The sequence below is a fragment of the Allobosea sp. 10L422 genome (assembly GCF_056395345.1).
This window is the reverse complement of the sequence record NZ_JBFTJI010000021.1, coordinates 36,305-60,651: the sequence shown is the minus strand read 5'-3', so window position 1 is coordinate 60,651 and position 24,347 is coordinate 36,305. Positions and strand designations below refer to the sequence as shown.

Annotated in this window: 22 protein-coding genes and 1 pseudogene; 18 read left to right on the top strand and 5 right to left on the bottom strand. The window is 66.7% G+C overall.

From position 1 onward, the window contains the following. Positions 1-50: 50 nt before the first annotated feature. The 3 genes from AC1DEZ_RS26470 to AC1DEZ_RS26460 form a co-directional block, all read right to left on the bottom strand. Positions 51-1,643 (bottom strand): ABC transporter substrate-binding protein, encoded by a 1,593-nt coding sequence (locus AC1DEZ_RS26470; protein ID WP_476781178.1) that lies wholly within the window; start codon positions 1,641-1,643, stop codon positions 51-53. Positions 1,644-1,886: 243 nt separating this feature from the next. After that, complete coding sequence (locus AC1DEZ_RS26465) at positions 1,887-2,552, bottom strand: GntR family transcriptional regulator (protein ID WP_441513547.1); 666 nt, start codon at positions 2,550-2,552, stop codon at positions 1,887-1,889. 52 nt (positions 2,553-2,604) lie between these two features. Further along, positions 2,605-3,996 carry a flagellar biosynthesis protein FlgA gene (locus AC1DEZ_RS26460; RefSeq protein WP_476781177.1) on the bottom strand — a complete coding sequence of 464 codons (1,392 nt, stop codon included), beginning with the start codon at positions 3,994-3,996 and terminating at the stop codon, positions 2,605-2,607. Between the two features lie 154 nt (positions 3,997-4,150). Here AC1DEZ_RS26460 and AC1DEZ_RS26455 point away from each other — a divergent pair, with 154 nt between their 5' ends. The 6 genes from AC1DEZ_RS26455 to pcaF all read left to right on the top strand — a co-directional run bounded on the left by AC1DEZ_RS26455 (position 4,151) and on the right by pcaF (position 10,707). Next, the gene (locus tag AC1DEZ_RS26455; protein WP_476781176.1) at positions 4,151-5,185 is read left to right on the top strand and encodes a 4-hydroxythreonine-4-phosphate dehydrogenase PdxA; all 1,035 of its coding nucleotides are present in this window, start codon (positions 4,151-4,153) and stop codon (positions 5,183-5,185) included. Positions 5,186-5,260: 75 nt separating this feature from the next. Beyond that, complete coding sequence (locus AC1DEZ_RS26450) at positions 5,261-6,256, top strand: Bug family tripartite tricarboxylate transporter substrate binding protein (protein WP_441513550.1); 996 nt, start codon at positions 5,261-5,263, stop codon at positions 6,254-6,256. 129 nt (positions 6,257-6,385) lie between these two features. Continuing rightward, complete coding sequence (locus AC1DEZ_RS26445; RefSeq protein WP_441513551.1) at positions 6,386-6,874, top strand: tripartite tricarboxylate transporter TctB family protein; 489 nt, start codon at positions 6,386-6,388, stop codon at positions 6,872-6,874. A gap of 19 nt (positions 6,875-6,893) precedes the next feature. Beyond that, entirely contained in the window at positions 6,894-8,405 is a 1,512-nt protein-coding gene (locus tag AC1DEZ_RS26440) for a tripartite tricarboxylate transporter permease (protein ID WP_476781175.1), read from the top strand. A gap of 52 nt (positions 8,406-8,457) precedes the next feature. After that, positions 8,458-9,375, top strand: a complete 918-nt coding sequence (locus tag AC1DEZ_RS26435) for a dihydrodipicolinate synthase family protein (protein WP_476781174.1) — start codon at positions 8,458-8,460, stop codon at positions 9,373-9,375. Positions 9,376-9,498: 123 nt separating this feature from the next. Then, positions 9,499-10,707: a 3-oxoadipyl-CoA thiolase gene (gene pcaF / locus AC1DEZ_RS26430; protein ID WP_441513554.1), complete on the top strand. Its 1,209-nt coding sequence runs from the start codon at positions 9,499-9,501 to the stop codon at positions 10,705-10,707. A gap of 50 nt (positions 10,708-10,757) precedes the next feature. Here pcaF and AC1DEZ_RS26425 read toward each other — a convergent pair whose 3' ends face one another. After that, entirely contained in the window at positions 10,758-11,231 is a 474-nt protein-coding gene (locus tag AC1DEZ_RS26425) for a hypothetical protein (RefSeq protein WP_476781173.1), read from the bottom strand. 217 nt (positions 11,232-11,448) lie between these two features. On the opposite strand from AC1DEZ_RS26425, the gene AC1DEZ_RS26420 reads away from it, so the two are divergent. From AC1DEZ_RS26420 to ccoS, 9 genes are all read left to right on the top strand, one after another. Further along, positions 11,449-12,105 (top strand): helix-turn-helix domain-containing protein, encoded by a 657-nt coding sequence (locus AC1DEZ_RS26420; RefSeq protein ID WP_441513556.1) that lies wholly within the window; start codon positions 11,449-11,451, stop codon positions 12,103-12,105. 182 nt (positions 12,106-12,287) lie between these two features. After that, positions 12,288-13,901, top strand: a complete 1,614-nt coding sequence (gene ccoN, locus AC1DEZ_RS26415) for a cytochrome-c oxidase, cbb3-type subunit I (protein ID WP_476781195.1) — start codon at positions 12,288-12,290, stop codon at positions 13,899-13,901. A gap of 12 nt (positions 13,902-13,913) precedes the next feature. Continuing rightward, positions 13,914-14,678, top strand: a complete 765-nt coding sequence (ccoO, locus tag AC1DEZ_RS26410; protein WP_476781172.1) for a cytochrome-c oxidase, cbb3-type subunit II — start codon at positions 13,914-13,916, stop codon at positions 14,676-14,678. Between the two features lie 11 nt (positions 14,679-14,689). Next, a complete protein-coding gene (locus AC1DEZ_RS26405; RefSeq protein ID WP_441513558.1) occupies positions 14,690-14,845 on the top strand; it encodes a cbb3-type cytochrome c oxidase subunit 3 in 156 nt (51 codons plus the stop codon). A 2-nt stretch (positions 14,846-14,847) separates the two neighbouring features. Further along, complete coding sequence (gene ccoP, locus AC1DEZ_RS26400; protein WP_441513559.1) at positions 14,848-15,735, top strand: cytochrome-c oxidase, cbb3-type subunit III; 888 nt, start codon at positions 14,848-14,850, stop codon at positions 15,733-15,735. Position 15,736: 1 nt separating this feature from the next. Continuing rightward, entirely contained in the window at positions 15,737-17,191 is a 1,455-nt protein-coding gene (gene ccoG, locus AC1DEZ_RS26395; protein WP_476781171.1) for a cytochrome c oxidase accessory protein CcoG, read from the top strand. A gap of 20 nt (positions 17,192-17,211) precedes the next feature. Next, positions 17,212-17,733: a FixH family protein gene (locus AC1DEZ_RS26390; protein ID WP_476781170.1), complete on the top strand. Its 522-nt coding sequence runs from the start codon at positions 17,212-17,214 to the stop codon at positions 17,731-17,733. A gap of 1 nt (position 17,734) precedes the next feature. After that, a complete protein-coding gene (locus AC1DEZ_RS26385) occupies positions 17,735-19,933 on the top strand; it encodes a heavy metal translocating P-type ATPase (RefSeq protein WP_476781169.1) in 2,199 nt (732 codons plus the stop codon). Next, a complete protein-coding gene (ccoS, locus tag AC1DEZ_RS26380; protein ID WP_149130936.1) occupies positions 19,930-20,079 on the top strand; it encodes a cbb3-type cytochrome oxidase assembly protein CcoS in 150 nt (49 codons plus the stop codon). The genes AC1DEZ_RS26385 and ccoS overlap by 4 nt, the downstream gene beginning before the upstream one ends. An 82-nt stretch (positions 20,080-20,161) precedes the next feature. On the opposite strand, the gene AC1DEZ_RS26375 is transcribed toward ccoS, so the two are convergent. Then, positions 20,162-21,334 (bottom strand): hypothetical protein, encoded by a 1,173-nt coding sequence (locus AC1DEZ_RS26375; RefSeq protein WP_476781168.1) that lies wholly within the window; start codon positions 21,332-21,334, stop codon positions 20,162-20,164. On the opposite strand from AC1DEZ_RS26375, the pseudogene AC1DEZ_RS26370 reads away from it, so the two are divergent. The 3 genes and pseudogenes from AC1DEZ_RS26370 to xth all read left to right on the top strand — a co-directional run. Next, positions 21,255-22,375 (top strand): annotated as a pseudogene (locus AC1DEZ_RS26370) (DNA translocase FtsK); the annotation flags it as partial. The gene AC1DEZ_RS26375 and the pseudogene AC1DEZ_RS26370 sit on opposite strands and share 80 nt — an antisense overlap. Before the next feature lie 182 nt (positions 22,376-22,557). After that, on the top strand, positions 22,558-23,409 hold the full coding sequence (locus AC1DEZ_RS26365) for a LolA family protein (RefSeq protein ID WP_476781167.1): 852 nt from the start codon (positions 22,558-22,560) through the stop codon (positions 23,407-23,409). A 100-nt stretch (positions 23,410-23,509) separates the two neighbouring features. Next, entirely contained in the window at positions 23,510-24,325 is an 816-nt protein-coding gene (gene xth / locus AC1DEZ_RS26360) for an exodeoxyribonuclease III (protein WP_476781166.1), read from the top strand. Positions 24,326-24,347: the final 22 nt, after the last annotated feature.

Sequence of the window (24,347 nt, the reverse complement as noted above, 5' to 3'; positions counted from 1 at the left end):
ATCTGGCATGCATCAGCCGCGCCGGGTCGGGGCGCGGCTGGCTCCTCGACTCAGTTGGCGATGTCGACGCCGTAGAAGACGTGGCGGCTGAACGGCGAGAGCTTGAAGTCCTTCACTTCCTTGCGGACGGGCTTCAGCTGCACCGCATGGGCGATGGTGAACCAGGGCGACTGCTCCTTGAACACCACCTGCGCCTGCCGGTAGAGCTTTTCGCGCTCCGCCTGGTCGGTCACGGTCTTCGCCTTCACCACCAGATCCTCGAAAGGCTTGTAGCAGAACTTGGCGACGTTCGAGCCGTTGGTCTTGGCCGAATCGCAGCCGAGCAGCGTGTGCAGGAAGTTGTCCGGGTCACCGTTGTCGCCGGTCCAGCCCAGCATGCCCGTCTGGTGCTCGCCCGCCTGCATGCGCTTGCGGTACTCGCCCCATTCGAAGCTCTTGATCTCGGCCTTGACGCCGACCTTGGCGAGATCCGCCTGCATCAGCTCGGCGATGCGCTTGGCGTTCGGGTTGTAGGGGCGCTGCACCGGCATGGCCCAGAGGTCGATCTCCATCCCGTTCGGATAGCCGGCCTCGGCGAGCTCCTTCTTGGCCGCCTCCGGATCATAGGGGTCGTCCTTGATGGTCTCGTTGTAGGACCACATCGACGGCGGGATCGGGTTGATCGCCGCGATGCCGCTGGAGAGATAGACCGCGTCGATGATCGCCTTCTTGTTGATCGCCTTGTTGACGGCGCGGCGCACCTTGACGTCGTCGAAGGGCTTCTTGGTCGTGTTGTAGGCGAGATAGCCGATGTTCAGGCCGGGCTGCTCGAGGATCTGGACATTGGCGTCCTTCCTGATCGCATCGAGATCGGCCGGGTTCGGATAGGGCATGACATGGCATTCGCCCTTCTGGAGCTTGGCCCAGCGCACCGAGGCGTCCGGCGTGATCGCGAAGATGAGGTCGTCGATCTTCGCCTTGCCCGCCCAGTATTCCGGGAAGGCCTTGTAGCGGATGATCGCGTCCTTCTGGTACTGCACCAGATAGAACGGGCCGGTGCCGAGCGGGTCCTGATCGAGCTTCTCGGGCGTCCCCGCCTTCAGCATCGCATCGGCATATTCCTTCGACTGSAYGCTGGCATATTGCATSGCRAGGTCKGASAGGAACGGCGCCTCCGGTTGGTTCAGCGTGATCTTGACCGTGTAGTCATCGACCTTTTCGACCGACTTCAGCAGCTTGGGCATGCCCATGTCGTTGAAGTAGGAGTGGTTCGAGCTCGTCACCTTGAAGAACGGGTGGTCCTCCTTCCACTGCCGCTCGATCATGAACATCACGTCGTCGGCGTTGAAGTCGCGCGTCGGCTTGAAGGTCTTGTTCGAATGCCACTTCACGCCCTTGCGCAGGTGGAAGGTGTAGGTCAGTCCATCCGGCGAGATGTCCCATTTCTCGGCGAGCGCCGGCTGGACCCTGGTGCCGCCGCGCTCGAACTGGACGATGGTGTCGTAGATCTGGGTGTTCGCGTCGAAGGAGGTGCCGGTCGTGTTCACGCTCGGCGCGAAGTTCTCAGGGCTGCCCTCGGAGCAATAGACCAGCGTCTTCGCCATCAGGGGCTGCGCCGCCATCAGCGCGGAGGCCGACAGCGTCGCCAACAGAATTTTCTTCATGGATGTCTCCTTGAACGCCTCTTCCACCGCCGTGTGCGGACGATGGCCCCGTTGTATCGGAAGCTTCGTGGGCGGAATTCCCCGAGCCGCCTTGTCAACAGCTTATTGAAAGTCGGGGGGCGCGAATAGTCGTTTCCACAGGCGTTTTTCTGCCTGCGGAAGGGAGGGTAAACGATTGCGCGGCGCGTTCCGCATCGCCCCGGAGGCCACCTCGCAGAAGCCCGAGACCGGCCCCTGGAGCCGCTAGAGCACCTCGCGCACGCGCAGCAAGGTCACATCCATATGACGGCCGATCGCCTCCGACAGGGCGTCGGCGTCGCGCTCGAGCAGGGCCGCCATCATCTCCTCGTGCTCGGCGACCGCGCCTGCCCATTTCTCGGGGCCTTCATTGCCGACGAAGCGCAGCCGCTTGATGCGCGACTGCAGGGTGGTGTGCATCTCCAGCAGCACCGCGTTGCCGGAGGCGGCGACGATGGCGCTGTGAATGGCCTGGTTCAGCTTGAAATAGTCGAGCCGGTCGCGCGTCGCGTAGAGCGCCAGCATGTCCCGGTGCATCTTGTGGATCGCTTCGATCGTGGCGTCGCTGGCCTGGGCGCAGGCGATCCGGCCGCCGAGTTGCTCCAGGCTCTTGATGACTTCGAGGATGTCGGCGAGGTCGCGCGCCGAGAACTTGCGGACAACGGCGCCCTTGGCCGGCAGGATCTCGACGAGCCCCTCGCTGGCGAGCGTCTTGATCGCTTCGCGCAGCGGCGTCCGCGAGACGCCGAGCTGCGCGCCGACGAGACCCTCGTTGATGCGCTGACCGGGGGCGAGCTGCCCCTCGATGATCATGTCGCGCACCCGCTCCAGGACCTCGTCATGCAAGGTCCGCCGCGTGATCCGGGGGAAGTCGGCCGCCGTCTCGCTCATCGCTGCTCCATTGTCTTCGGCTGCTCCGTTACGGCACGCGGCGTCAGTGCTGTCAAACCGCGGCGAAGAGTGCGTCCTGGCGGTGTCGCATCGCCAGCAGGCCGGAATCCCCGCCGATCTCGACATCGCCGAGGCGGATCGCCTCGCCGGCCTTGACGGGGCGGACGAGCGGCCGGTCGGCGACGAGGTAGAACGGGGCAGGGCGGTCGGCTGCGAGCGGGGCGGCGGGCCGCACCTCGGCACCGATGCCGTCGATGCTGTGATGATGCCCGCCCATCTTCAGCACCGTGCCGGCGGCAAGGTCGCGCTGCGCCACCGCGACGAGATCCTGCCGTGGCCTGTAATCCCCGCCATAGCCGGAGCGGCCGAGGCCGGCGGCATCGAGGATGGAGGTGGCGACCTCGACGCCCAGCAGATGGCGGGGCAGGTAGAGCGCCGCAGTCCGGCCGCTGCGGCTGACGACATGGCCCTTGCCGGCGAGCATCTCCCAGGTCTCGGCATTGTCGCAGCGCACGACGATGAAGACGCCGCCGGCGAAGCTGGCTTCTTCCGCCAGCCGCAGATGATGGAAAACGTCGATGCGCCGCGTGCCCGACATGAGGCCGCCCTCGTCGCGCTCCGCGAAGAGGTCGGCAAGCTCCGGGATGCGCGCCGGCGGCGCATGGAAACCGGCGGTATCGGCGGAGAAGCCGAGCGCGTTGGCGACCAGCGTCATCTCGCAGAGATCCGGCACGGCCCGCAGCGGGAAGGCCTCGCCCAGAACGCGGGCGCGTTCAGCCGCATTGGCGACGATGGAGCGGGAGCCCGGCAGCCAGTGCTCGCGCAACGCCGGGAGATGGCGGGTCACGCCGTTGCAGGCGACATCGCCGGTGGCGGCGTCGAGGACGAAATCGTATTCGCTCGACTTGCCGGCGGCGATGATGTCGAGACCAAGCACCTCGGCCCAGCTCGCCAGCGCGATCAGCAGGCTGGGTTGATCGCCGTCGACCGGCGTCACCACCACACCCTTCTGCTGCGCCAGCCGCGCCAGCCCCGGACCGACGACGCTGTCGGCCTCCTTCGAGACCAGTGCGACATGGCGGCCGGCCTCGATCGCGGCGAGGCTGTATTGCGTCGCGCCTTCCGGGCTGCCGGTCGCCTCGACGAGCAGCTGGAAGGGCAAGTCGAGGACGATGTCGAGGCTGGCGGCCGCGACGCATTTGCCGCTGTCCCAAGCCGCGCGTGCTTGCGTTGCCGTCTCGCACAGGGCGATTTCGGACGGTGCGAAACCGGCGGCGGCGAAGGCGCGCCCGGCGGCTTCCGCCGACATGTCGACGGCGATGCGCGCATTGACCAGCCGCGTGCGGYGCGACTGCGCCAGATAGCTGCGACCGAAGCTGCCGCTGCCGACGAGGCAGGTTTCGACCGGCTCGGTGATCCCGGCGTAATGCGCGTGGAAATTCATCAGGCTCCTCCCGGCGCGGCCGATGACGGCGTGGTCCGCGCTTTTGGCGATGACTACAGCAATCTCGTTATGCTGCATACAGCATACTTGAGGCGACGCGGTGCCTGTGTTAGCGAGAGGGCCGACAAACAATTCCAGGCAGCGGAGTGCGGCCATGAGCGAGCGGATGAACGAAGCCCTGCCGGTGATCGCCGTGGCGATGGGCGATCCCTCGGGCATCAGCCCGGAGCTGACGGCCCGCATTCTCTCGGAGGCCGATCTCAGGGCTGCCGCGCGCTATGTCGTCTTCGGCGACAAGCGGCTGCTCGACCTCGGTATCAAGGATGGCGGCGCCGACCCGCAGGTTCAGGTCGTCGGGGATGGCGAAGCGTTGCCGCTCGGCGACAAACCTGTCTTCGTCGACCTCGCCAACCATGATCCCGCCGATCTCAAGCGTGGCACCGCGACGCTCGCTGGCGGCAAGGCTGCGACCGAGAATTTCCGCCGAGCGCTGCAGTTCGCCGCCTCCGGCAAGGCCGATGCGGTGTTCTTCACGCCGTTCAACAAGGCGGCGATGCGCTTCGCCTATCCCGGCTATGACGACGAGATCCGCTTCGTGCGCGACGCCATCGGCTTCGAAGGGGCGGCGAGTGAGTTCAACATCCTCGACAAGCTCTGGAACGCCCGCGTGACCTCGCACATCCCGCTTTCGGAGGTGGCGCAGAACATCACGCAGGAGCGCATCCTGCGGGCGCTGACCCTGGCGGACGCCAATCTGCGCGCGGCCGGCTTCAACCCGCCGCGCATCGCGGTCGCGGGCATCAATCCGCATGCCGGCGACGGCGGCAATTTCGGCCGCGACGAAATCGAGACGATCGAGCCGGCGGTTGCTGCGGCGAAGGCCAAGGGCTTCACCGTCGAGGGGCCGTTCCCCTCCGACACCGTCTTCCTGCGCGCCAGGAACGGCGATTTCGATGCCGTGCTGACCATGTATCATGACCAGGGCCAGATCGCGATGAAGCTGATCGGCTTCGACCGCGGCGTCACGCTGATCGGCGGCTTCCCCTTCCCGATCTGCACGCCGGCTCATGGCACGGCCTATGAGATTGCGGGCAAGGGCATCGCCAATCTCGGCGCGACGCGCGCGGCACTGTCGCTCGCGATCAAGATGGCTCAGGACGGAAAGGCCGGGGCGCGCGCTGCGGCCTGAATTCCCGCTGCTTTCAGTGAAGCCGCCAACAAGAGCGGCGTCGCAAAAATCCAGTTCCTAGGGAGAAAAATCATCATGAAGACCATTGCCATCTCGGCTGTATTCGCTGGCGCGATCGCGCTCGGCGGCGCCAGCGCGGCGCAGGCCTGGGAGCCGACCAAGCCGATCGAGTTCGTCGTGACCTCGGGCGCCGGCGGGGGCACCGACAATTTTGCCCGCGTGATCCAGTCGATCATCACCAAGCACAAGTTCACGGAGCAGCCGATCGTTGTGGTGAACAAGGGCGGCGGCTCCGGCGCCGAGGGCTATGTCTATGGCAAGGGCGGCAAGGGCGATCCGAACCGCGTCATCTTCGGCACCAACAACGCCTATCTGCTGCCCTATGTCGCCAAGCTCGGCTACAAGTTCACGGATCTGACACCCGTCGCCTCGCTGGCGCTCGACGAGTTCCTGCTCTGGGTGAAGGGCGACGCCCCCTATGCCGACGCCAAATCCTATATCGAGGCGGTCAAGGCCAAGCCGATGGGCTTCAAGATGGGCGGCAGCCAGTCCAAGGACACCGACCAGACGCTGACTTCGATGATCCAGGACGCGTCCGGCGTGAAGTGGATCTACGTCCCGTTCCAGGGCGGCAGCGCGGCGGCCGTGCAGCTCGCCGGCGGCCATATCGATTCCAACGTCAACAATCCCAACGAGAACATCGGCCAGTGGAAGGCCGGGCAGGTGAAGCCGCTCTGCGTCTTCTCGCCGGTCCGCCTCGCCAAGAGCGATCCGGTCTTCGAGGGCAAGGGCTGGGGCGATATCCCGACCTGCAAGGAGGCGGGCCTGCCGCTCGAGACCTTCCAGATGCCGCGCACCGTCTGGCTGCCGGCCGAGGTTCCTGCCGATGCGGTGGCCTACTATGCAGACCTTCTGGAGAAGGTCTCCAAGACGCCGGAATGGCAGGAGTTCGTGCAGCGCACCGCCCAGACCGCCCGCTTCATGAAGGGCAAGGAGCTCACCGACTTCGTCGCCAAGGACGAGGCCGCGAACAAGAAGGTCTTCGAAAACGAAGGCTGGGTCGCGAAGTAAGGTGCGATCGTCATTCCCGGGCGGCGCGACGCGTCGACCCGGGAATCTCATGACGCGAAGGCTGGTTTCCGAGATGGCCGGGTCAAGCCCGGCCATGACGTGCAAGCCCTGAAAGGGAGAACCCACCGCATGATCACCCGCTTTTGGGCCGAGATCGGGACCGCGATCCTGACGCTCGTCTTCGGGCTCGTCATCGTGAAGGGCTCGCTCGAATTCGGCATCGGCTGGGATACGTCCGGCCCGCAACCCGGCGCTTTCCCCTTCTATGCGGGTGCGCTGATCGCGCTCGCGAGCCTCGGCACGCTCGCCATGACGGTCGGCCAGCGCGTCGCCGGCAAGGCGGTACTCGCCGAGTCCTTCCTCGATGCCGAGCGCGGCAAGCGCGTGCTTTCATTCCTCCTGCCGCTGATTGCCTTCGTCGTCATCAGCGCGACGCTCGGCATGTATGTCGCGACGATCCTCTACCTCGTCTTCGCGATGCGCTTCCAGGGTGGTTATGGCTGGCTGCCGACCCTGGTCACGGCCTTTGCGACGGCGGCGTTCTTCTATTTCTCGCTCGAAAAATTCTTCCAGATCGGCCTGCTCAAAGGCCCGATCGAGCCGCTCATCGGCCTCTGAAAGCGGCGGGGATATCAGCATGGACAACGTCGCCAACCTGATGCACGGCTTCTCGGTCGCGCTCACCACACATCATATCCTGCTGATGATGGCCGGCGTGCTGCTCGGCGTGCTCGTCGGCGTCCTGCCGGGGCTCGGCGCCCCCAACGGCGTCTCGCTGCTGCTGCCGCTGACCTTYTCGATGGASCCGGTCTCGGCGATCATCCTGCTGACCTCGCTCTATTGGGGCGCGCTCTTCGGCGGCTCGACCACCTCGATCCTGTTCAACATTCCCGGTGAGCCCTCATCGGTCGCGACGACCTTCGACGGCCACCCCATGGCCAAGCAGGGGAAGGCGACCGAGGCGCTCTCCTTCGCCTTCCTCTCGGCCGGCTTCGGCGCCATGGCCGGCGTCATCCTGATCACGCTGCTCTCCGGCTGGGTCGCGAAATTCGCGCTGCGCTTCTCCTCGCCCGAATATTTCGCCGTCTACTTCATGACCTTCGCGAGCTTCATCGGGCTCGGCGGTTCCTCGCCGTTCAAGACGGTCGTGTCGATGGCGATCGGCTTCGCGCTGGCGACCATCGGCATGGACTCCGTGTCCGGCAATGTCCGTCTCACCTTCGAGTTCGACGTGCTGCTCGCGGGCGTCAGCTTCCTGATCGCGGTCATCGGCCTGTTCGGCATCGGCGAATTGCTGCTGACCATGGAGGAGGGGCTCAAATTCGACGGCGTCSCCGCCAAGGTCCGCATCGGCGACGTGCTGCGCACCGCCGCGAAGCTGCCGCGCTACTGGCTCGCCTTGCTCCGGTCCTCGCTGATCGGCATCTGGATGGGCATTACGCCGGGCGGGCCGACCGCGGCCTCCTTCATGAGCTACGCCATGGCCAAGCGCTCCTCGCGCAACCCGGCGAAATTCGGCAAGGGCGAGCCCGAGGGCGTGATCGCGCCGGAGACGGCAGACCACGCCGCCGGCTCCGCCGCCATGCTGCCGATGCTGGCGCTCGGCATTCCCGGCTCGGCGACGGCGGCGGTGATGATGGGCGGCCTGATGATCTGGGGGCTCAACCCCGGCCCCACGCTCTTCACCGACCGGCCGGATTTCGTCTGGGGCCTGATCGCCTCGATGTATCTCGGCAACGTCGTCGCGGTGGTGATCGTGCTGGCGACGGTGCCGCTCTTTGCCTCGATCCTGCGCATCCCCTTCTCGATCATCGGGCCGATCATCGTGGTGATCTGCTTCATCGGCGCCTATACCGCCGCGAGCAAGGAGTTCGACATCTGGCTCGCGCTGATCTTCGGGCTCGTCGGCTACGTCTTCAAGAAGCTCGACTATCCGATCGCGCCGCTCGTGCTGGCGATGGTCATCGGAGACAAGGCCGAGGACGCGTTCCGCCAGTCGATGATCTTCAGCCAGGGCTCGCTCTCGATCTTCTGGTCGAACCCGCTGGTCTCGACGCTGATGTCGGTCGGGCTCGCGCTTCTGGTGCTGCCCGTTGTCGGCAGCATCGCTCGCCGCTTGCGTGGCACCAAGGCCGCCAGAACCGTCTGACGGCCGTATCGCCCCTTCGAATGCCGCCCTGTCCGCCATACGAGATGACGCCATGACCGAACCCTACAAGGGCATCCTGCCGATCGCGCCGACCATCTTCCACGACAATGGCGATCTCGATAGCGAGGGCAACAGGCGCGTCATGGACCTGATGGTCGATCAGGGCGTCGACGGCATCTGCATCCTCGCCAACTTCTCGGAGCAGTTCCTGCTGACCGACGAGGAGCGCGATCAGGTCATGCGGCTCTCGCTCGAGCAGGTCGCCGGCCGCGTGCCGGTCATCGTCACCACCTCGCATTTCTCGACGCGCATCGCCGCCGCCCGCGCCAAGGCCGCGGCCAATGCCGGCGCAAAAATGCTGATGATGATGCCGCCCTATCACGGCGCGCTGCTCAAGGCCGACGAGCAGGGCATGATCGAGCATTTCAAGGCTGTCACCGACGCCTGCGGCTTGCCCGTCATCCTGCAGGACGCGCCGCTCTCCGGCGTCACCATGACCGTGCCCTTCATGGTCAGGCTGGCGAAGGAGGTTCCGCTCGTCCGCTATTTCAAGATCGAGGTGCCCGGCACGGCGAACAAGCTGCGCGCCCTGATCGAGGCGGGCGGCGATGCCGTCGTCGGCCCCTTCGACGGCGAGGAGGCGATCACGCTGATGGCCGATCTCGACGCCGGCGCGACCGGCACCATGACATCGGCCATGATCCCGGACCTGATCAAGCCGATCCTCGCCGCCCATGCGGCCGGGGACCGCAAGCAGGCGGCGGCGCTCTATGCCCGCGTGCTGCCGATCATCAACTACGAGAACCGCCAGTGCGGCCTGCGCTCGGCCAAGGCGGTGATGAAGGAAGGCGGCGTGATCAAGTCGGAGGCCGTGCGCCACCCGCTGACGCCGCTGCACCCGAAGACCCGCGAGGGCCTGATCGAGCTCGCGCGTGAGCTGGATCCTCTGGCGCTGCGCTGGGGCAAGTGAGACCGGGGGACGCGGCGGGCGCAGCCGCGCGCCGCTTCGTCTTTACAAAGCGCGGAGGGGCAGCGAGAACACCCGACTGACGGCCGGGCCTGAAGCACGGCGACAGAGGGGAAGTTCCCGACGATGAGCGACGCTTTCATCTGCGGCTATGTCCGCACGCCGATCGGCCGTTTCGGCGGTTCCCTGTCCTCTGTGCGGGCGGATGATCTCGGCGCCGTGCCGCTGAAGGCCCTGGTCGAGCGCTACGCGGGCGTCGATTTTGCTGCAGTGGACGATGTGATCTTCGGCTGCGCCAATCAGGCGGGCGAGGACAACCGCAATGTCGCGCGCATGTCGCTGCTGCTCGCCGGCCTGCCCAAGGAGGTGCCGGGCACGACGATGAACCGGCTCTGCGGTTCAGGGATGGACGCCGTCATCACGGCGGCCCGCGCGATCAAGGCGGGCGAGGCCGAACTGATGATCGCGGGCGGCGTCGAGAGCATGTCGCGCGCGCCCTTCGTGCTGCCGAAGGCCGACAGCGCCTTCTCGCGCCATGCCGAGATCCACGATACCACGATCGGCTGGCGCTTCGTCAATCCGCTGATGAAGCAGCAATACGGCGTCGATTCGATGCCTGAGACCGGCGAGAACGTCGCCGCCGATTGCAATATCAGCCGCGCCGATCAGGATGCCTTCGCCCTGCGCTCGCAGCTCAAGGCTGTCGCCGCCCAGCAGAATGGCCGCCTCGGCAAGGAGATCGTGCCGGTCGTGATCCCGCAGCGGAAGGGCGATGCCATCCGCGTCGAGAGCGACGAGCATCCGCGCGGCGACACCACGCTGGAGAAGCTCGCCAAGCTGCCGACGCCCTTCCGCAAGGAAGGCGGCACCGTCACCGCCGGTAATGCTTCCGGCGTCAACGACGGCGCCGCGGCGCTGATCATCGCCTCGGAGAAGGCCGCGGCGAAATACGGCCTGACCCCGCTGGCGCGCGTCGTCGGTGGCGCTGCCGGTGGCGTCGCGCCGCGGGTGATGGGGCTGGGGCCGATCCCGGCGACCCGCAGGCTCTGCGAGCGTCTGGGGCTGAAACCGACCGATTTCGACATCGTCGAGCTCAACGAGGCCTTCGCCTCCCAGGGCATCGCGGTTCTCCGCGATCTCGGCATCGCCGAGGACGGCGCGCATGTGAACCCGAATGGCGGGGCGATCGCGCTCGGCCATCCGCTCGGCATGTCCGGAGCCCGCATCGCCGGCACCGCCGCGCTCGAATTGTCGCTGACCGGCAAGCAGCGTGCGCTGGCCACCATGTGCATCGGCGTCGGCCAGGGCATCGCCATCGCGCTGGAGCGGGTCTGACCGCCGGGTTTGCGCCGCCCGGGAGCGGCGCCAGGCCGGATTGAGACAGGTCAATTCCAGGGTGCGGGCTCCATCCGGGCCCGCCCCAGAACCATCACGCGATCGACCTGGAAGCCCGAGCGCTGCAGTGCGTCGTGGTCCTGCGGCCAGGCGGCCGAGCGCTCCAGCGAGATCGAGATCCGGGGCAGGCCAAGCTCGACAGCGAGCTGATTGGCAAAGCGCAGCAGCGCATCGACCAGATGCGTCCCCGGCAAGCGCAGCATCGCCAGCTCGAAGATTTCGAGCGTGGTTCCGCCACTGATGGTCTGTGCGACGCGGAAGGTGAACAGGGCATGCGGCATGCCGCGGCCATCGCGCAGGGCAAAGACGCCCCGCGGCCTTGCGCCGTCCTGCGAATGCTCGCGCACGAAGGCGGCCCAGTCGTCGGGCGTTACCTCCGGATGCAGCATGGCGACGAGGCCATAGACGGCGTCGGCTCCGGCCGGCGCGATGCGCGCGACCTCGAAGATGTCATCGCCGGTCACGTGCGGCTCTCCCGATTTTCTGCAGCGCACGGTGGTTGCGGGGGCGATGTTGTCGCATTGATCTGGATCAATTTCGCCGACTAGGGTGCCGAGCGTGCTTTGTGACCCTGCTCGCCTCGGCTATGGTCGTTTCGACAAGCGGGAAGATGCGATCGTGAACTGTCACCCTTCGGCCTGTAGCACTGCGAACCGTGGCGAGGGCAATTGCCGCAGCTGCATGGTTCGCCTGGTGAGCGTCTGCGCGTCACTTTCCGACGACGAGCTGGCGCTGCTTGAATCCCTGGCGCACCCCACGCATTTCGCCTCTGGCGAGACGCTGTTTACGCAGGGGCGCGAGGCTCACTCCGTCTACAATGTCACCGCTGGCGTGGTGCGCCTCTACAAGCTGCTGTCGGACGGTCGTCGCCAGGTTGTCGGCTTCGCCCTGCCGGGGGATTTCCTCGGGCTCGCCATGCGCGATGCCTATGGCTTCTCCGCCGATGCGATCGGCGACGTCGCGGCCTGCGCCTTCTCGCGCGGCGCTTATACCGCGCTGGTCGACGCCAAGCCGCATCTGCTGAAGCGCCTCCACGAATTCGCCACGCACGAGCTGACGCTTGCCCACGAGCAGATGATGCTCCTCGGGCGGCGCACCGCCGAAGAGAAGCTGATCTGTTTCCTGCTCGGCATGCAGCAGCGCTGGGCGCGCCTGGGCAAGCCTTCGGTCACGGTGCCGCTGCCGATGACGCGGCAGGACATCGCCGATTTTCTCGGCCTCACCATAGAGACGGTCAGCCGTACCTTCACCCGCCTCGCCAAGGACAAGACGATCCTGATCGTGCCGGGCGGTGTGCGCGTGATGAATCCCGAGCGGATGAACGCAGTCGCGGCCTGAGACTGCGGTCTCTCGTCGCAACCTGCCAGCCGCTTCCCTTGACCTGAATCAACGCCCGGCCTCAGGCCGCCCGCTAAGCCTCCCGTTCATGGCGCGCTCATGCGCCGGCGACCAAGCGGGAGTCGAATGTGACGGCAACGGCAAGCCAAGTCAGGCAGGCGACTGTCGGCGAAATGATCGGCATGCTGATCGCGACGGCCTGCGTGCTGCCGCTGATCGTGATCTCGGCACTGGCCGAAAACTCCGGCTACGCCTTCCATGCCATGTTAGGCGTCGTAGCGGCTGCCGCCAGCGTGATTCTGATCGCGAACCGCTGTTTCGACGGCACGCCTGCGGCCGAGCCGCAGGAACTCGACGGCAAGCCGAACTACAACATGGAGCCGGTCAAGTTCGCGACCATCGCCGCGATGGTCTGGGGCATCGCCGGCTTCACGGTTGGGCTGCTCATCGCCTCGCAGCTGGCCTTCCCCGATCTCAATTTCGATCTGCCCTGGATCAATTTCGGCCGGATGCGGCCGCTGCACACCTCGGCCGTGATCTTCGCCTTCGGCGGCAACGTGCTGATCGGCACCTCGTTCTACGTCGTGCAGCGCACCTGCCGCGCGCGGCTGGCCGGCACGCTTTCGCCCTGGTTCGTCGTCCTCGGCTACAATCTCTTCATCGTCATCGCCGGCACGGGCTATCTGCTGGGGATCACCCAGGGCAAGGAATACGCCGAGCCCGAATGGTATGCCGACCTCTGGTTGACCATCGTCTGGGTCGTCTACCTCTTGGTCTTCCTCGGCACGGTGATGAAGCGCAAGGAGCCGCATATCTATGTGGCGAACTGGTTCTATCTCGGCTTCATCCTGACCATCGCGGTCCTGCATATCGGCAACAACGTCGCCATGCCGGTCTCGATCCTGTCGCCGAAATCCTACGGCCTCTGGTCGGGCGTGCAGGATGCGATGTTCCAGTGGTGGTACGGCCATAACGCAGTCGGCTTCTTCCTCACCGCCGGCTTCCTCGCGATCATGTACTACTTCGTGCCCAAGCGCGCGGAGCGGCCGATCTACAGCTACCGGCTCTCGATCATCCACTTCTGGGCCCTGATCTTCATCTACATCTGGGCCGGCCCGCACCACCTCCACTACACCGCGCTGCCGGACTGGGCGCAGACCCTGGGCATGACCTTCTCGATCATGCTGTGGATGCCCTCCTGGGGCGGCATGATCAACGGCATCATGACCCTGTCGGGCGCCTGGGATCGGCTGCGCACCGACCCCGTGCTGCGGATGATGGTGGTCTCGCTCGCCTTCTACGGCATGTCGACCTTCGAAGGCCCGCTGATGTCGATCAAGGCGGTGAACGGCCTGTCGCACTACACCGACTGGACCATCGGCCACGTCCATTCCGGCGCGCTCGGCTGGGTCGCCTACATTTCCTTCGGCGCGATCTACTGCCTCGTGCCCTGGCTGTGGAACCGCAAGGGGCTCTACTCGCTCAAGCTGGTGAGCTGGCACTTCTGGATCTCGACGCTCGGCATCGTCTTCTACATCTCGGCGATGTGGGTTTCCGGCATCCTCCAGGGCCTGATGTGGCGCGCCTACACTTCGCTCGGCTTCCTCGAATACTCCTTCATCGAGACCGTCGCCGCGATGCACCCCTTCTATGTGATCCGCGCGATGGGCGGCGCCCTGTTCCTGATCGGCGCGCTGATCATGTCCTTCAACCTCTGGATGACCGTGCGCTCCGAGAGCGCGGCCGAGATGCCGCTCTCCGACGAGGCGCCGGCGCCGCTGGCCATGGCCGTCTGAGGAGCTTCCGGAATGACGAGCATCGAACACAAGCCCGCGCGCCGGTCGCTCTGGGCCAAGCACAAGATATTCGAGACCAACTCGATCATCCTGGTCATCGGCGTGCTGCTGGTGATCTCGGTCGGCGGCCTGGTTGAGATCGCCCCGCTCTTCTACCTGAAGAACACGATCGAGACCGTGCAGGGCATGCGCCCCTACACCCCGCTCGAACTGGCCGGCCGATCCATCTATGTCCGCGAGGGCTGCTACAACTGCCACAGCCAGATGATCCGGCCGCTGCGCGACGAGGTCGAGCGCTACGGGCATTACTCGCTCGCGGCCGAGAGCATGTACGACAAGCCCTTCCAGTGGGGCTCGAAGCGGACGGGGCCTGACCTCGCCCGCGTCGGCGGCAAGTACTCCGACGAGTGGCAGCGGGCGCATCTCGCCGAGCCGCGCGCGGTCGTCCCGCAGTCGATCATGCCGGGCTATCCCTTCCTGGCGAAGACCGAGCTGAACTACAACGACATCGCCGACGAGCTGCGCGCCAACCGCGCCGGCGGCGTGCCCTACACTGACGAGATGATCGCGCAGGCGCAGAGCGACCTGAAGGCGCAGGCGACACCGGACCATCCCGGCCAGTCCGATCTGGAGAAGCGCTATCCGCGGGTGCAGTCGCGTGATTTCGACGGCAACCCCCAGCGCATCACCGAAGCCGACGCCCTGATCGCCTATCTCCAGGCACTCGGCACGCTCGTCGACTTCAAGCTCTACGACGACAAGGCCAACATCCGCTGAGCGAGGCTGCCATGCAAACGACCTATCACTGGCTCGCCGGCTTCGCCCAGTCCGCCGGCCTGATCTACTTCGTCGCCGTCTTCCTCGGCGTCTGCCTCTACGCCTTCTGGCCGAAGAACCGCGCCCGCTTCGAGCAAGCCGCGCTCAATCCGCTGCGCGAGGACTGACCATGGACCAGAACAAGCACGACGCCCCGCATATCGACCCTCACACCGGCATCGCCACGACCGGTCATGAATGGGACGGCATCCGCGAGCTCAACACCCCGCTGCCGCGCTGGTGGCTTGGCATCTTCTACGCCACCATCGTCTGGGCCTTCGGCTACTGGATCGTCTACCCGGCCTGGCCGCTGCTGACCGACGCCACCAAGGGCGTGATCGGCTACGCCAGCCGGGCCGATATCAGCGCGGACATGGCGCAACTGAAGGCTCAGCGTGCTGTCCAGGCCGCGGGCATGGCCGACGCCACGCCCGCGCAGATCAAGGCCGATGCGGCGCTGTTCCAGATCGCGATGGCGCAGGGAAAGGCGGCCTTCGGCGACAACTGCGCCGCCTGCCACGGCGTCGGCGGCGCCGGGGGCAAGGGCTATCCCAATCTGAACGACGACGACTGGCTCTGGGGCGGTTCGCTCGACGCGATCATGCAGACGCTGCGCCATGGCGTCCGCGTCGCCGGCAATGACGAGACGCGAGTGAGCCAGATGCCGGCCTTCGGCCGCGACGGCATGCTCAAGCGCGACGAGATCAACGCTGTCGCCAACCATGTCCGCGAGCTCGCCGGCCTGTCGACCGAGCCGAAGGCCAACCTGGCGCTTGGGCGCAAGCTCTTCGCCGACAACTGCGCCGCCTGTCACGGCCCCGCCGGCAAGGGCAACCAGGAACTGGGCGCGCCCAACCTGACCGACGCGATAAGCCTTTACGGCATGGACATGGCCTCGCTCACCGAGACCATCACCAACAGCCGGGGCGGCGTGATGCCGGCCTGGGGCGGCCGCCTTGATGAGCCCACGCTGAAGGCGCTGACCGTCTACGTCCATTCGCTGGGGGGAGGGCAGTAGCGTGAGCACCGCCGAGGCCGATCCCGACGACACCCCGCTTTTTGCGGCGTCGCGGAAGGTCTATCCGCAGAGCGTTTCCGGCCCGTTCCGGCGCGCGAAATGGCTCATCCTGTTCCTGTGCCTCGGCATCTACTACCTGCTGCCGTTCCTGCGCTGGGATCGCGGCCCGCATCTGCCTGATCAGGCGGTGCTGGCCGACATCGCCAACAATCGCTTCTACTTCTTCTTCATCGAAATCTGGCCGCAGGAGGTCTACTACTTCACCGGCCTGCTGATCATGGCGGCGTTCGTCCTCTTCCTGATGAACGCCGTCGCGGGCCGGGTCTGGTGCGGCTATCTCTGCCCGCAGACGGTCTGGACCGACCTTTTCCTCGCCGTCGAGCGCTTCTTCGAGGGCGACCGCCGCGAGCGCATGCGCGGCGACGAGGCGCCCTGGAGTTTCGACAAGCTCTGGCGCAAGAGCGCCAAACACGCCGTCTGGCTCGTCATTGCCTGGTGGACCGGCGGCGCCTGGGTGCTCTACTTCGCCGATGCGCCGACGCTGGTGCGGGAGCTTGCGACCTTCACCGCGCCGATCTCGGCCTATGTCTGGATCGCGATCCTAACCTTCACCACCTATTCGCTCGCCGGCATCATGCGCGAGCAGGTCTGCAAGTTCATGTGCCCCTGGCCGCGCATCCAGGCGGCCCTGACCGACGACGAGGCGCTCAACGTCACCTATCGCTACGACCGCGGCGAGCCGCGCGTCTCGGTCAAGCAGGCGCAGAAGCTCAAGGCGCAGGGCGCGCCGGCCGGCGACTGCATCGACTGCCACCAATGCGTCGCCGTCTGCCCGGTCGGCATCGACATCCGCGAGGGCGCCCAGCTCGACTGCATCCAGTGCGGCCTGTGCATCGACGCCTGCGATACGGTGATGGCCAAGATCGACCGTCCCAAGCGGCTCATCGCCTATGACACCGAGATCAACGTCAAGCGGCGCATTGCCGGAAAGCCAGCCGTCTACAGCCCGCTGCGGACGCGCACGTTGATCTATGCGGCGCTGATCCTCGTCGTCGGCGGAGCCATGATCTGGCAGCTTGCGACGCGTCGCACCGCCGATATCTCGGTGCTGCACGAGCGCGCGCCACTCTTCGTGACGCTGAGCGACGGCTCGATCCGCAACGCCTATGCGGTGCGCCTGCTCAACAAGCGCCCGGATGTCCGCCCCTTCGCGCTCACCGTCGATGGCCTGCCGGGCATCCGCATCGACGCGGTCGGCGTCGCACCCACCGCCGATCTCCGACCGGTCGTGAACGTCGATCCGGACACCTCGCGAGAAGTGCGTGTCCTCGTCACCGTGCCGGCAGGCGTGCCGCTCGATGCGTCTCAGCCCATCACCATCACCGCCTCGGATCTCTTCGCCGGGGAAACCGTGCGCGCAACCGACCACTTCATGGCGCCCGGAGGCAAACCATGAGCTGCTGCGGAGTTTTCCTGATGTCCTGCGACACCCCCGCCGCCCCGCGCCCGCGCCGCCCTTTCCGGCTCACCGGGCGCATGGTTGCAGCGATGCTGGTGCTGTTCTTCGGTGTCATCATCTCGGTCAATGCGACGATCATGACGGTGGCGCTGCGGACCATGCCGGGGGTCGAGACCCGCAGCGCCTATGAGGACAGCCAGCACTTCAACCAGGAGATCGCGCGCCAGCACGAGCGCGACGCGCGCGGCTGGAATGCCGCGGCCACGCTCGCAAGGCAGGGCGAGGGCGCGGCGCTCGACGTGACGCTGGCCGACCGGCTCGGCCAGCCGCTCTCCGGCTTCACGGGGACGGCGCGGCTGCGCCACCCCGCTACCTCCGCGCGCGACCACAGCGTCGCGCTGAGCGAACGCCAGCCGGGGCGCTACGAGGCGCGCTTCGACCGTATCGACGCCGGTGCCTGGATCCTCGAGCTGAAGGCGCGTCGCGGCGAGGAGGTCGTCTTCGTCTCGCGCAGCCGCATCACCCTGCCGGAGAAGTGAGATGGCGGCGCAGGATCTTTCCGTCTTCGTGCGCCATCGCGATGGCGGCGTCGCCAGCATGGAGCTCGCGGTCGACGGCATCCGCTGCGCCGGCTGCATGCAGGCGATCGAGAGCGGCCTCGGCCGCGAACCCGCCATTCTCGGCGCCCGCGTCAATCTCGCCCTGAAGCGCGTCTCGGTCGAATGGCGCGAAGCGCTGCTGCGGCCGGAAGCTGTCGTCGACAAGCTCGCGGCGCTCGGCTTCAAGGCCTATCCCTTCGTGCCCGAGCGGCAGGAGGAGGGCGCCGCCACCGAGGAGCGCGGCCTGCTGCGCCGGCTGGGCGTTGCCGGCTTCGCCTCGATGAACATCATGCTGCTCTCGGTCGCGGTCTGGTCCGGCAACAGCGGTGACATCGACCCGACGACGCGGGACTTCTTCCATTGGCTTTCGGCGCTCATCGCCTTGCCGACGGCGGCCTATGCCGGCCGGCCGTTCTTCGAGAGCGCACTCAGGGCGCTGAAGGCCGGCGCGGTCAACATGGACGTGCCGATCACCATCGGCGTCGTGCTGGCGCTCGCCATGTCGGTAGCGGAAACCTGGACCCATGGCCGCCACGCCTATTTCGACGGCGTGGTGATGCTGCTCTTCTTCCTGCTGATCGGGCGCTATCTCGACCAGCTGATGCGGCGGCGCACCCGCGACCTCGCCGGCAATCTTGCCGCCCTCAAGGCCGAGACCGCGACGCGGCTGGCCGATGACCGCAGCTGGACGATCACGCCGATCGCGGCGATCGCGGCGGGCGACCGCGTTCTCGTGCGTCCAGGCGAGCGCGTCTCGGTCGATGGCGTTGTCGAGACCGGCCGCTCCGCGCTCGACCAGAGCCTCGTCACCGGCGAGACAGCCCCTGTTGCGATCGGCCATGGCGAGCGCGTCCATGCCGGCACGCTCAACCTCACCGGCGCGCTGACGGTGCGGGTCGAGGCTGCCGGGCAGGGCACGCTGCTCGACGAGATCGACCGGCTGATGAGTCAGGCCGTGGGCAGCCGCTCGCGCTATGTCCGCCTGTCGGACCGGGCGGCGCGGCTCTATGCGCCGGTGGTCCACACTTTGGCGGCCACGACATTCCTCGGCTGGCTGGCATGGGGGCTGGCGTGGCCGGAGGCGCTGATGATCGCCGTCACCGTGCTGATCATCACCTGCCCCTGCGCGCTTGGGCTTGCGATCCCGGCGGTGCAGGTCGTCGCGGCTTCCGCCCTGTTCAAGCGCAAGATCATGCTGAAGGAGGGCGATGCGCTGGAGCGCCTCGCGGAAGCCGACATCGCCGTCTTCGACAAGACGGGAACGCTGACCCTGCCCGAGCCGGACATCCTCAATCCCGAGGCTTTGCCGCTTGAGCGCCGCGCCGAGATCGGTGCGCTCGCGGCGGCCAGCACCCACCCGCTGGCACAGGCTCTGGCGCGCGCGCTCGGAGGCGCGTCCGCAAGGTCCGATGTCCGCGAGGAACGCGGTCAAGGCCTGACGGCAGGCGAAGGCAACGACGAGCAGCGGTTAGGCAGCATCGCCCTCTGCGGGGCTGAGGCCGAAGCTGAGTCGGTGAAGGCGCTTCATCCCGGCGCCTCGCTGATCGCTTATCGCCACGGTTCCTGCTGCACTGTTCTGGCGCTCGGCCAGAGCCTGCGTCCCGCGGCGCGCGAGACGATCGACGCGCTGCGCGCGGCGGGGCTGGAAATCGCGATCCTCTCCGGCGACCGCCCGGAGGCCGTCGCGCCGATCGCGGCCGAGCTTGGCATCGCGCATGTGCAGGCCGGCCTGCTTCCGGGCGACAAGCTCAACCTGCTCGACAGCATGGCGGCGAATGGCCGCAAGGTGCTGATGGTCGGCGATGGCCTCAACGATGCGCCGGCGCTCGCGGGTGCCCATGTCTCGATCTCGCCGGTGAGCGCGACCCATCTCGCGCAGGCGGCGGCCGATGTCGTTTTCCTGGGTGACAGCCTTGCCCCGGTCTCCGCAGCGATCGAGATCGCACGGAAGGCGCGCGGGCTGATGCTGCAGAACCTTTGGTTCGCCGTGCTTTACAACGCGATTGCGGTGCCGATCGCGATTGCCGGGCTGGCGACGCCGCTCGTCGCCGCCGTCGCCATGTCCGGCTCGTCGCTGGTGGTGACGCTCAACGCCTTGCGCGCACGCGGCCGCGGGGCTTCCTCGGAGGCAGATGCATGAACATCATCGTGATCCTGTTTCCCCTCGCCCTCGGACTCGGTCTGATCGGGCTCGGCGCCTTCTTCTGGTGCATGCGCAGCGGCCAATTCGCCGATCTGGAGGGGGCGGCCTGGCGCGTCCTGCAGGATGACGACACGCGGGACTGAGTTCTGCCTCGCCTGTTAACAACGGCTCGGATTCATGGGGCCTTAACCCTGCCGGGCTAGCACTGGGTGACTGGTTAACGAGTTATCGTGTTCGCCCAAGCCCATGCACAAACTTGACCGTCACCGCCGCGCGAACGTCATCGTTTCCGAGGCTTATAGCGCCGACCAAGCCGACGAATCCTTCCAGGCTCCGGTGTCGCCGCGGGCTGTCCGGCGCCCCGTGGAAGAGGCGCAGGAGAAGCCTTGCGTCCGGCCCGAGAACGTGCGTTTCAGCCGCACGCCCGACAAGCTGCGCAAGGCGGCGCAAGTCGAGCGAGAGCAGGCTGTTCCCGCTTCGACCGAATCCAGGGCGATAGCTGTTCCAGCGCCGCCGGCCAGTACGAATCGCGTCCGTTTCTGGCGGACGCCGGACCATCTCATCAAGAAGGTCTGGGGCACTCCGGAGAGCGAGGATGCATCGCTTGCCGAGCCGCTGGACGCGCCTGACGAGGCGATGGCCCCGATCATCGAGGAGCCCTTCGAGGTGACCGGCGAGGTCGTCTGGCCGGAGACGGTTGCCGAGGCCGAGGAGGCCACGACGCCGCTCGCCTTCATTTCCGACCACGCCTTCTGGGAATGCGTGCCCGAGGCCGAGCGCGACGACGCCGAGTTTTCGTTCGAGACCGTCACGCCCCCTGCGAGATGGTCCGCCGCCACCACCCCGGCTGCGGCCGACACCGTTTCCGAAGAGCCGCCACGGGCTCAGGGCGGCGCGCGGGCACAGCCCGAGGCCAAGCGGCCCGAGGCCGCGCCGCTCGCCGTTTCGGCTCCGCTCATCGTTCCCGCCTGGTCGGGTCTGAATTGGGGTCAGAGCTATCAGGTGAGCTTCCAGATCTCCGTGCCGTCCTGGTGTGCGCCGGCCGCCGAGATCGAGCCGGTCGAGAATGACGTTCCCGTCCCGGTCGACCCCGTGATCGCCGTGAAGCCCGGAGTGCCGCTGGCACGCAGCACGCGCCCTGTGGTCGAGCCCGCGCCCGAGCCGGTCGTTGTGCCCGAGCCCGTCATGGTTCAGCCGACCAAGGCCGCCCCCTTCAAGGCCAAGCATCGCCTCGTCGAGCTGCCGGTGATGCAGGATGCCGGCTTCCAGCTCCCGCCGATCGAGTTTTTGACCGAGCCGCCTGTGGCACAGGCCGAGGCGATGCCGGTCGGCGGTCTCGGCCCGTGTCGCGGTGGTGCAGGGCAAGAACGCCATCGGCATCGAATTGCCCAACAGCAAGCGCGAGACCGTCTTCCTGCGCGAGCTCCTCGCCAGCCAGGATTTCGAGGCAACCAAGCACAAGTTGGCGCTCTGCCTCGGCAAGACCATCGGCGGCGAGCCGGTGATCGCGGATTTGGCGCGCATGCCGCATCTGCTCGTCGCCGGCACCACSGGCTCGGGCAAGTCCGTCGCCATCAACACCATGATCCTGTCGATCCTCTACCGGCTGAAGCCCGAGGAATGCCGGCTGATCATGGTCGATCCCAAGATGCTCGAGCTCTCCGTCTATGACGGCATCCCGCATCTGCTCACCCCCGTCGTGACCGACCCCAAGAAGGCGGTCGTCGCCCTCAAATGGGCGGTGCGCGAGATGGAGGAGCGCTACAAGAAGATGTCGAAGCTCGCGGTGCGCAACATCGACGGCTTCAATGCCAGGGTCGGCGAGGCCAAGGCCGCCGGCGAGATCATCACGCGCACCGTCCAGACCGGCTTCGACAAGCATTCGGGCGAGGCTGTCTACGAGGAGGAGGTCATGGACCTCGAGCCTCTGCCCTATATCGTCGTCATCGTCGACGAGATGGCCGATCTGATGATGGTCGCCGGCAAGGAGATCGAGGGCACGATCCAGCGCCTCGCCCAGATGGCCCGCGCCGCCGGCATCCATGTCGTGTTGGCGACGCAGCGGCCCTCAGTCGACGTCATCACCGGCACGATCAAGGCGAATTTCCCGACCCGGATCTCCTTCCAGGTCACCTCGAAGATCGACAGCCGCACCATCCTCGGCGAGATGGGCGCCGAGCAGCTTCTCGGCCAGGGCGACATGCTCTACATGGCCGGTGGCGGGCGCATCACCCGCGTGCACGGCCCCTTCGTCTCGGACAAGTCGTGCTGCGCGACAAGAAGGCCTCGACCTCCTACATCCAGCGCCGCCTCCAGATCGGCTACAACCGCGCCGCCTCGATCATGGAGCGCATGGAGAACGAGGGCATCGTCGGCCCCGCAAACCACGCCGGAAAACGCGAAATCCTCGTCGAGACCCAGAACCAGCACGACGAATGACGCTCGTGACGGGCTGTGGGCCCTTGCGGCCGGGGAGGGCAGTCCTCAAATTGCCATGACGATGCTGCAACCTCGGCAGCATATCGCGCGTTGACCTTGGGCCAATCTGAGCCGACCCGTTTGTCGCAACGCACTTGCAAGGCCCGGCAGCGCGTTGGCCGAGGCACAGGGAGTGGAGCAGCTTGCTCAAGCACATGACCCCGGCGGTCCGGAAAATGGTTCTGGCGGCGACGTTTTTTGGCGGCGTCATCGCGGCTATGCCGCTGGCCGCCCAGCCTCTCCAGCTCCAGTCCCCTTCCCCTGCGAAGCCGGCCGCGGCCAAGCCCGTTGCCCCGCGTATCGTCCTGCCGCCGCCGCGCCCCGCCAATCTCGGCATGGCGCGAACCGCTGCAGCCGAACCGGCAGCCGTGCAGCCGGTTTCGTCCGGCTCCACTGCGACGAAGCCGCCCGAGGCCCAGCAACACGCCGCCGCGCCCGCGAAGGCCAAGGGCTCTGTCCCTGCCACACAGGAAGAGGCGATCGAGCGGCTCAACGCCTATCTCAACAGCTTCACCTCGCTGCAGGGAAATTTCATCCAGTTTGCCGCCAATGGCCGGCGGCTCGAAGGCCGCGTCTACATCCAGCGCCCGGGCAAGATGCGCTTCGAGTACGAGCCGCCCGCCACCACCGAAGTCATCGCCGACGGCACCTCGGTCGCCGTGCGCGACAAGCGCCTGGCGACGCAGGACATCTACTCGATCGGCCAGACGCCGCTGAAGTTTCTCGTGCGCGAGCGCATGGACCTGGCCCGCGAAGGCACCCTCACCGGCGCCAGCATCGACGGTGACATCCTTTCCGTCAGGATCGAGGACCGCTCGACGCTGGGCGGCACCTCGAAGATCACGCTGAAATACGATCTCGTCGCCAATGAGCTGCGGCAATGGATCGTGGTCGATCCGCAGGGCTACGAGACCTCGGTCGCGCTCTACAATCTCGACACCCAGCGCCGTCCCGATCCGAAGAAGTTCGTGATCGACTACCAGCGCACGCTCTAAGCGGCCCTTTCAACGGACCCGCAGGCGGACTTCGCGCCGGGGCTTGCCTTTTGCGCCCCGACGACCCAGTTTCCGGCCTCCTTCCCGCCGGAATTCTCGCGTGCAACTCACCGTCACCAGTTGGAACATCAACTCCGTCCGCTTGCGCATCGGCATGGTCGGCGAGTTCCTGAAGACCTACGCTCCCGACGTGCTCTGTCTGCAGGAGACCAAGACGCCGGACGAGCAGTTCCCGGCCAAGGCTTTCCAGCAGTTCGGCTATACCCATCAGGCCTTCATCGGCCAGAAGGGCTATAACGGCGTCGCCATCGTTTCGAAGCTGCCCTTCAGCGAGAAGGAGGCGATGTCGATGTGCGGGCGCAACGACGCCCGGCACATGACCGTGACGCTCGACAAGGCCGCGGGCGCCGCCGCCGGCATCGCCATCCATAACTTCTATATCCCTGCCGGCGGCGATATCCCCGATCCGGAGAAGAACGACAAGTTCGCCCACAAGCTCGCCTTCCTCGACGAGCTCGGCGCCTGGGGGGTGGCGAAGAAGCCGACCGATCGGCCGGCGATCCTCCTCGGCGACCTCAACATCGCGCCCTACGAGCACGACGTCTGGAGCCACAAGCAGCTCCTCGACGTCGTCAGCCACACGCCGATCGAGACCACGACGCTGGAGAAGCTGCGCAGCGAAACCGGCTGGACCGACGCCGCACGCACGCTGCGCCCGGAGCCCGAGAAGCTCTATTCCTGGTGGAGCTACCGCGCGCAGGACTGGGAAGCGTCGAACAGGGGCCGCCGGCTCGACCATATCTGGCTGTCGGAGGCGCTGAAACCGACGCTGCGCGACCTCGCCTTCCTGCGCGAAGCCCGCGGCTGGGAGCGCCCTTCCGACCATGTCCCGGTGACGGTGACGCTGGAACTCTGACAAGCTCTTTGGCGCGCAACGC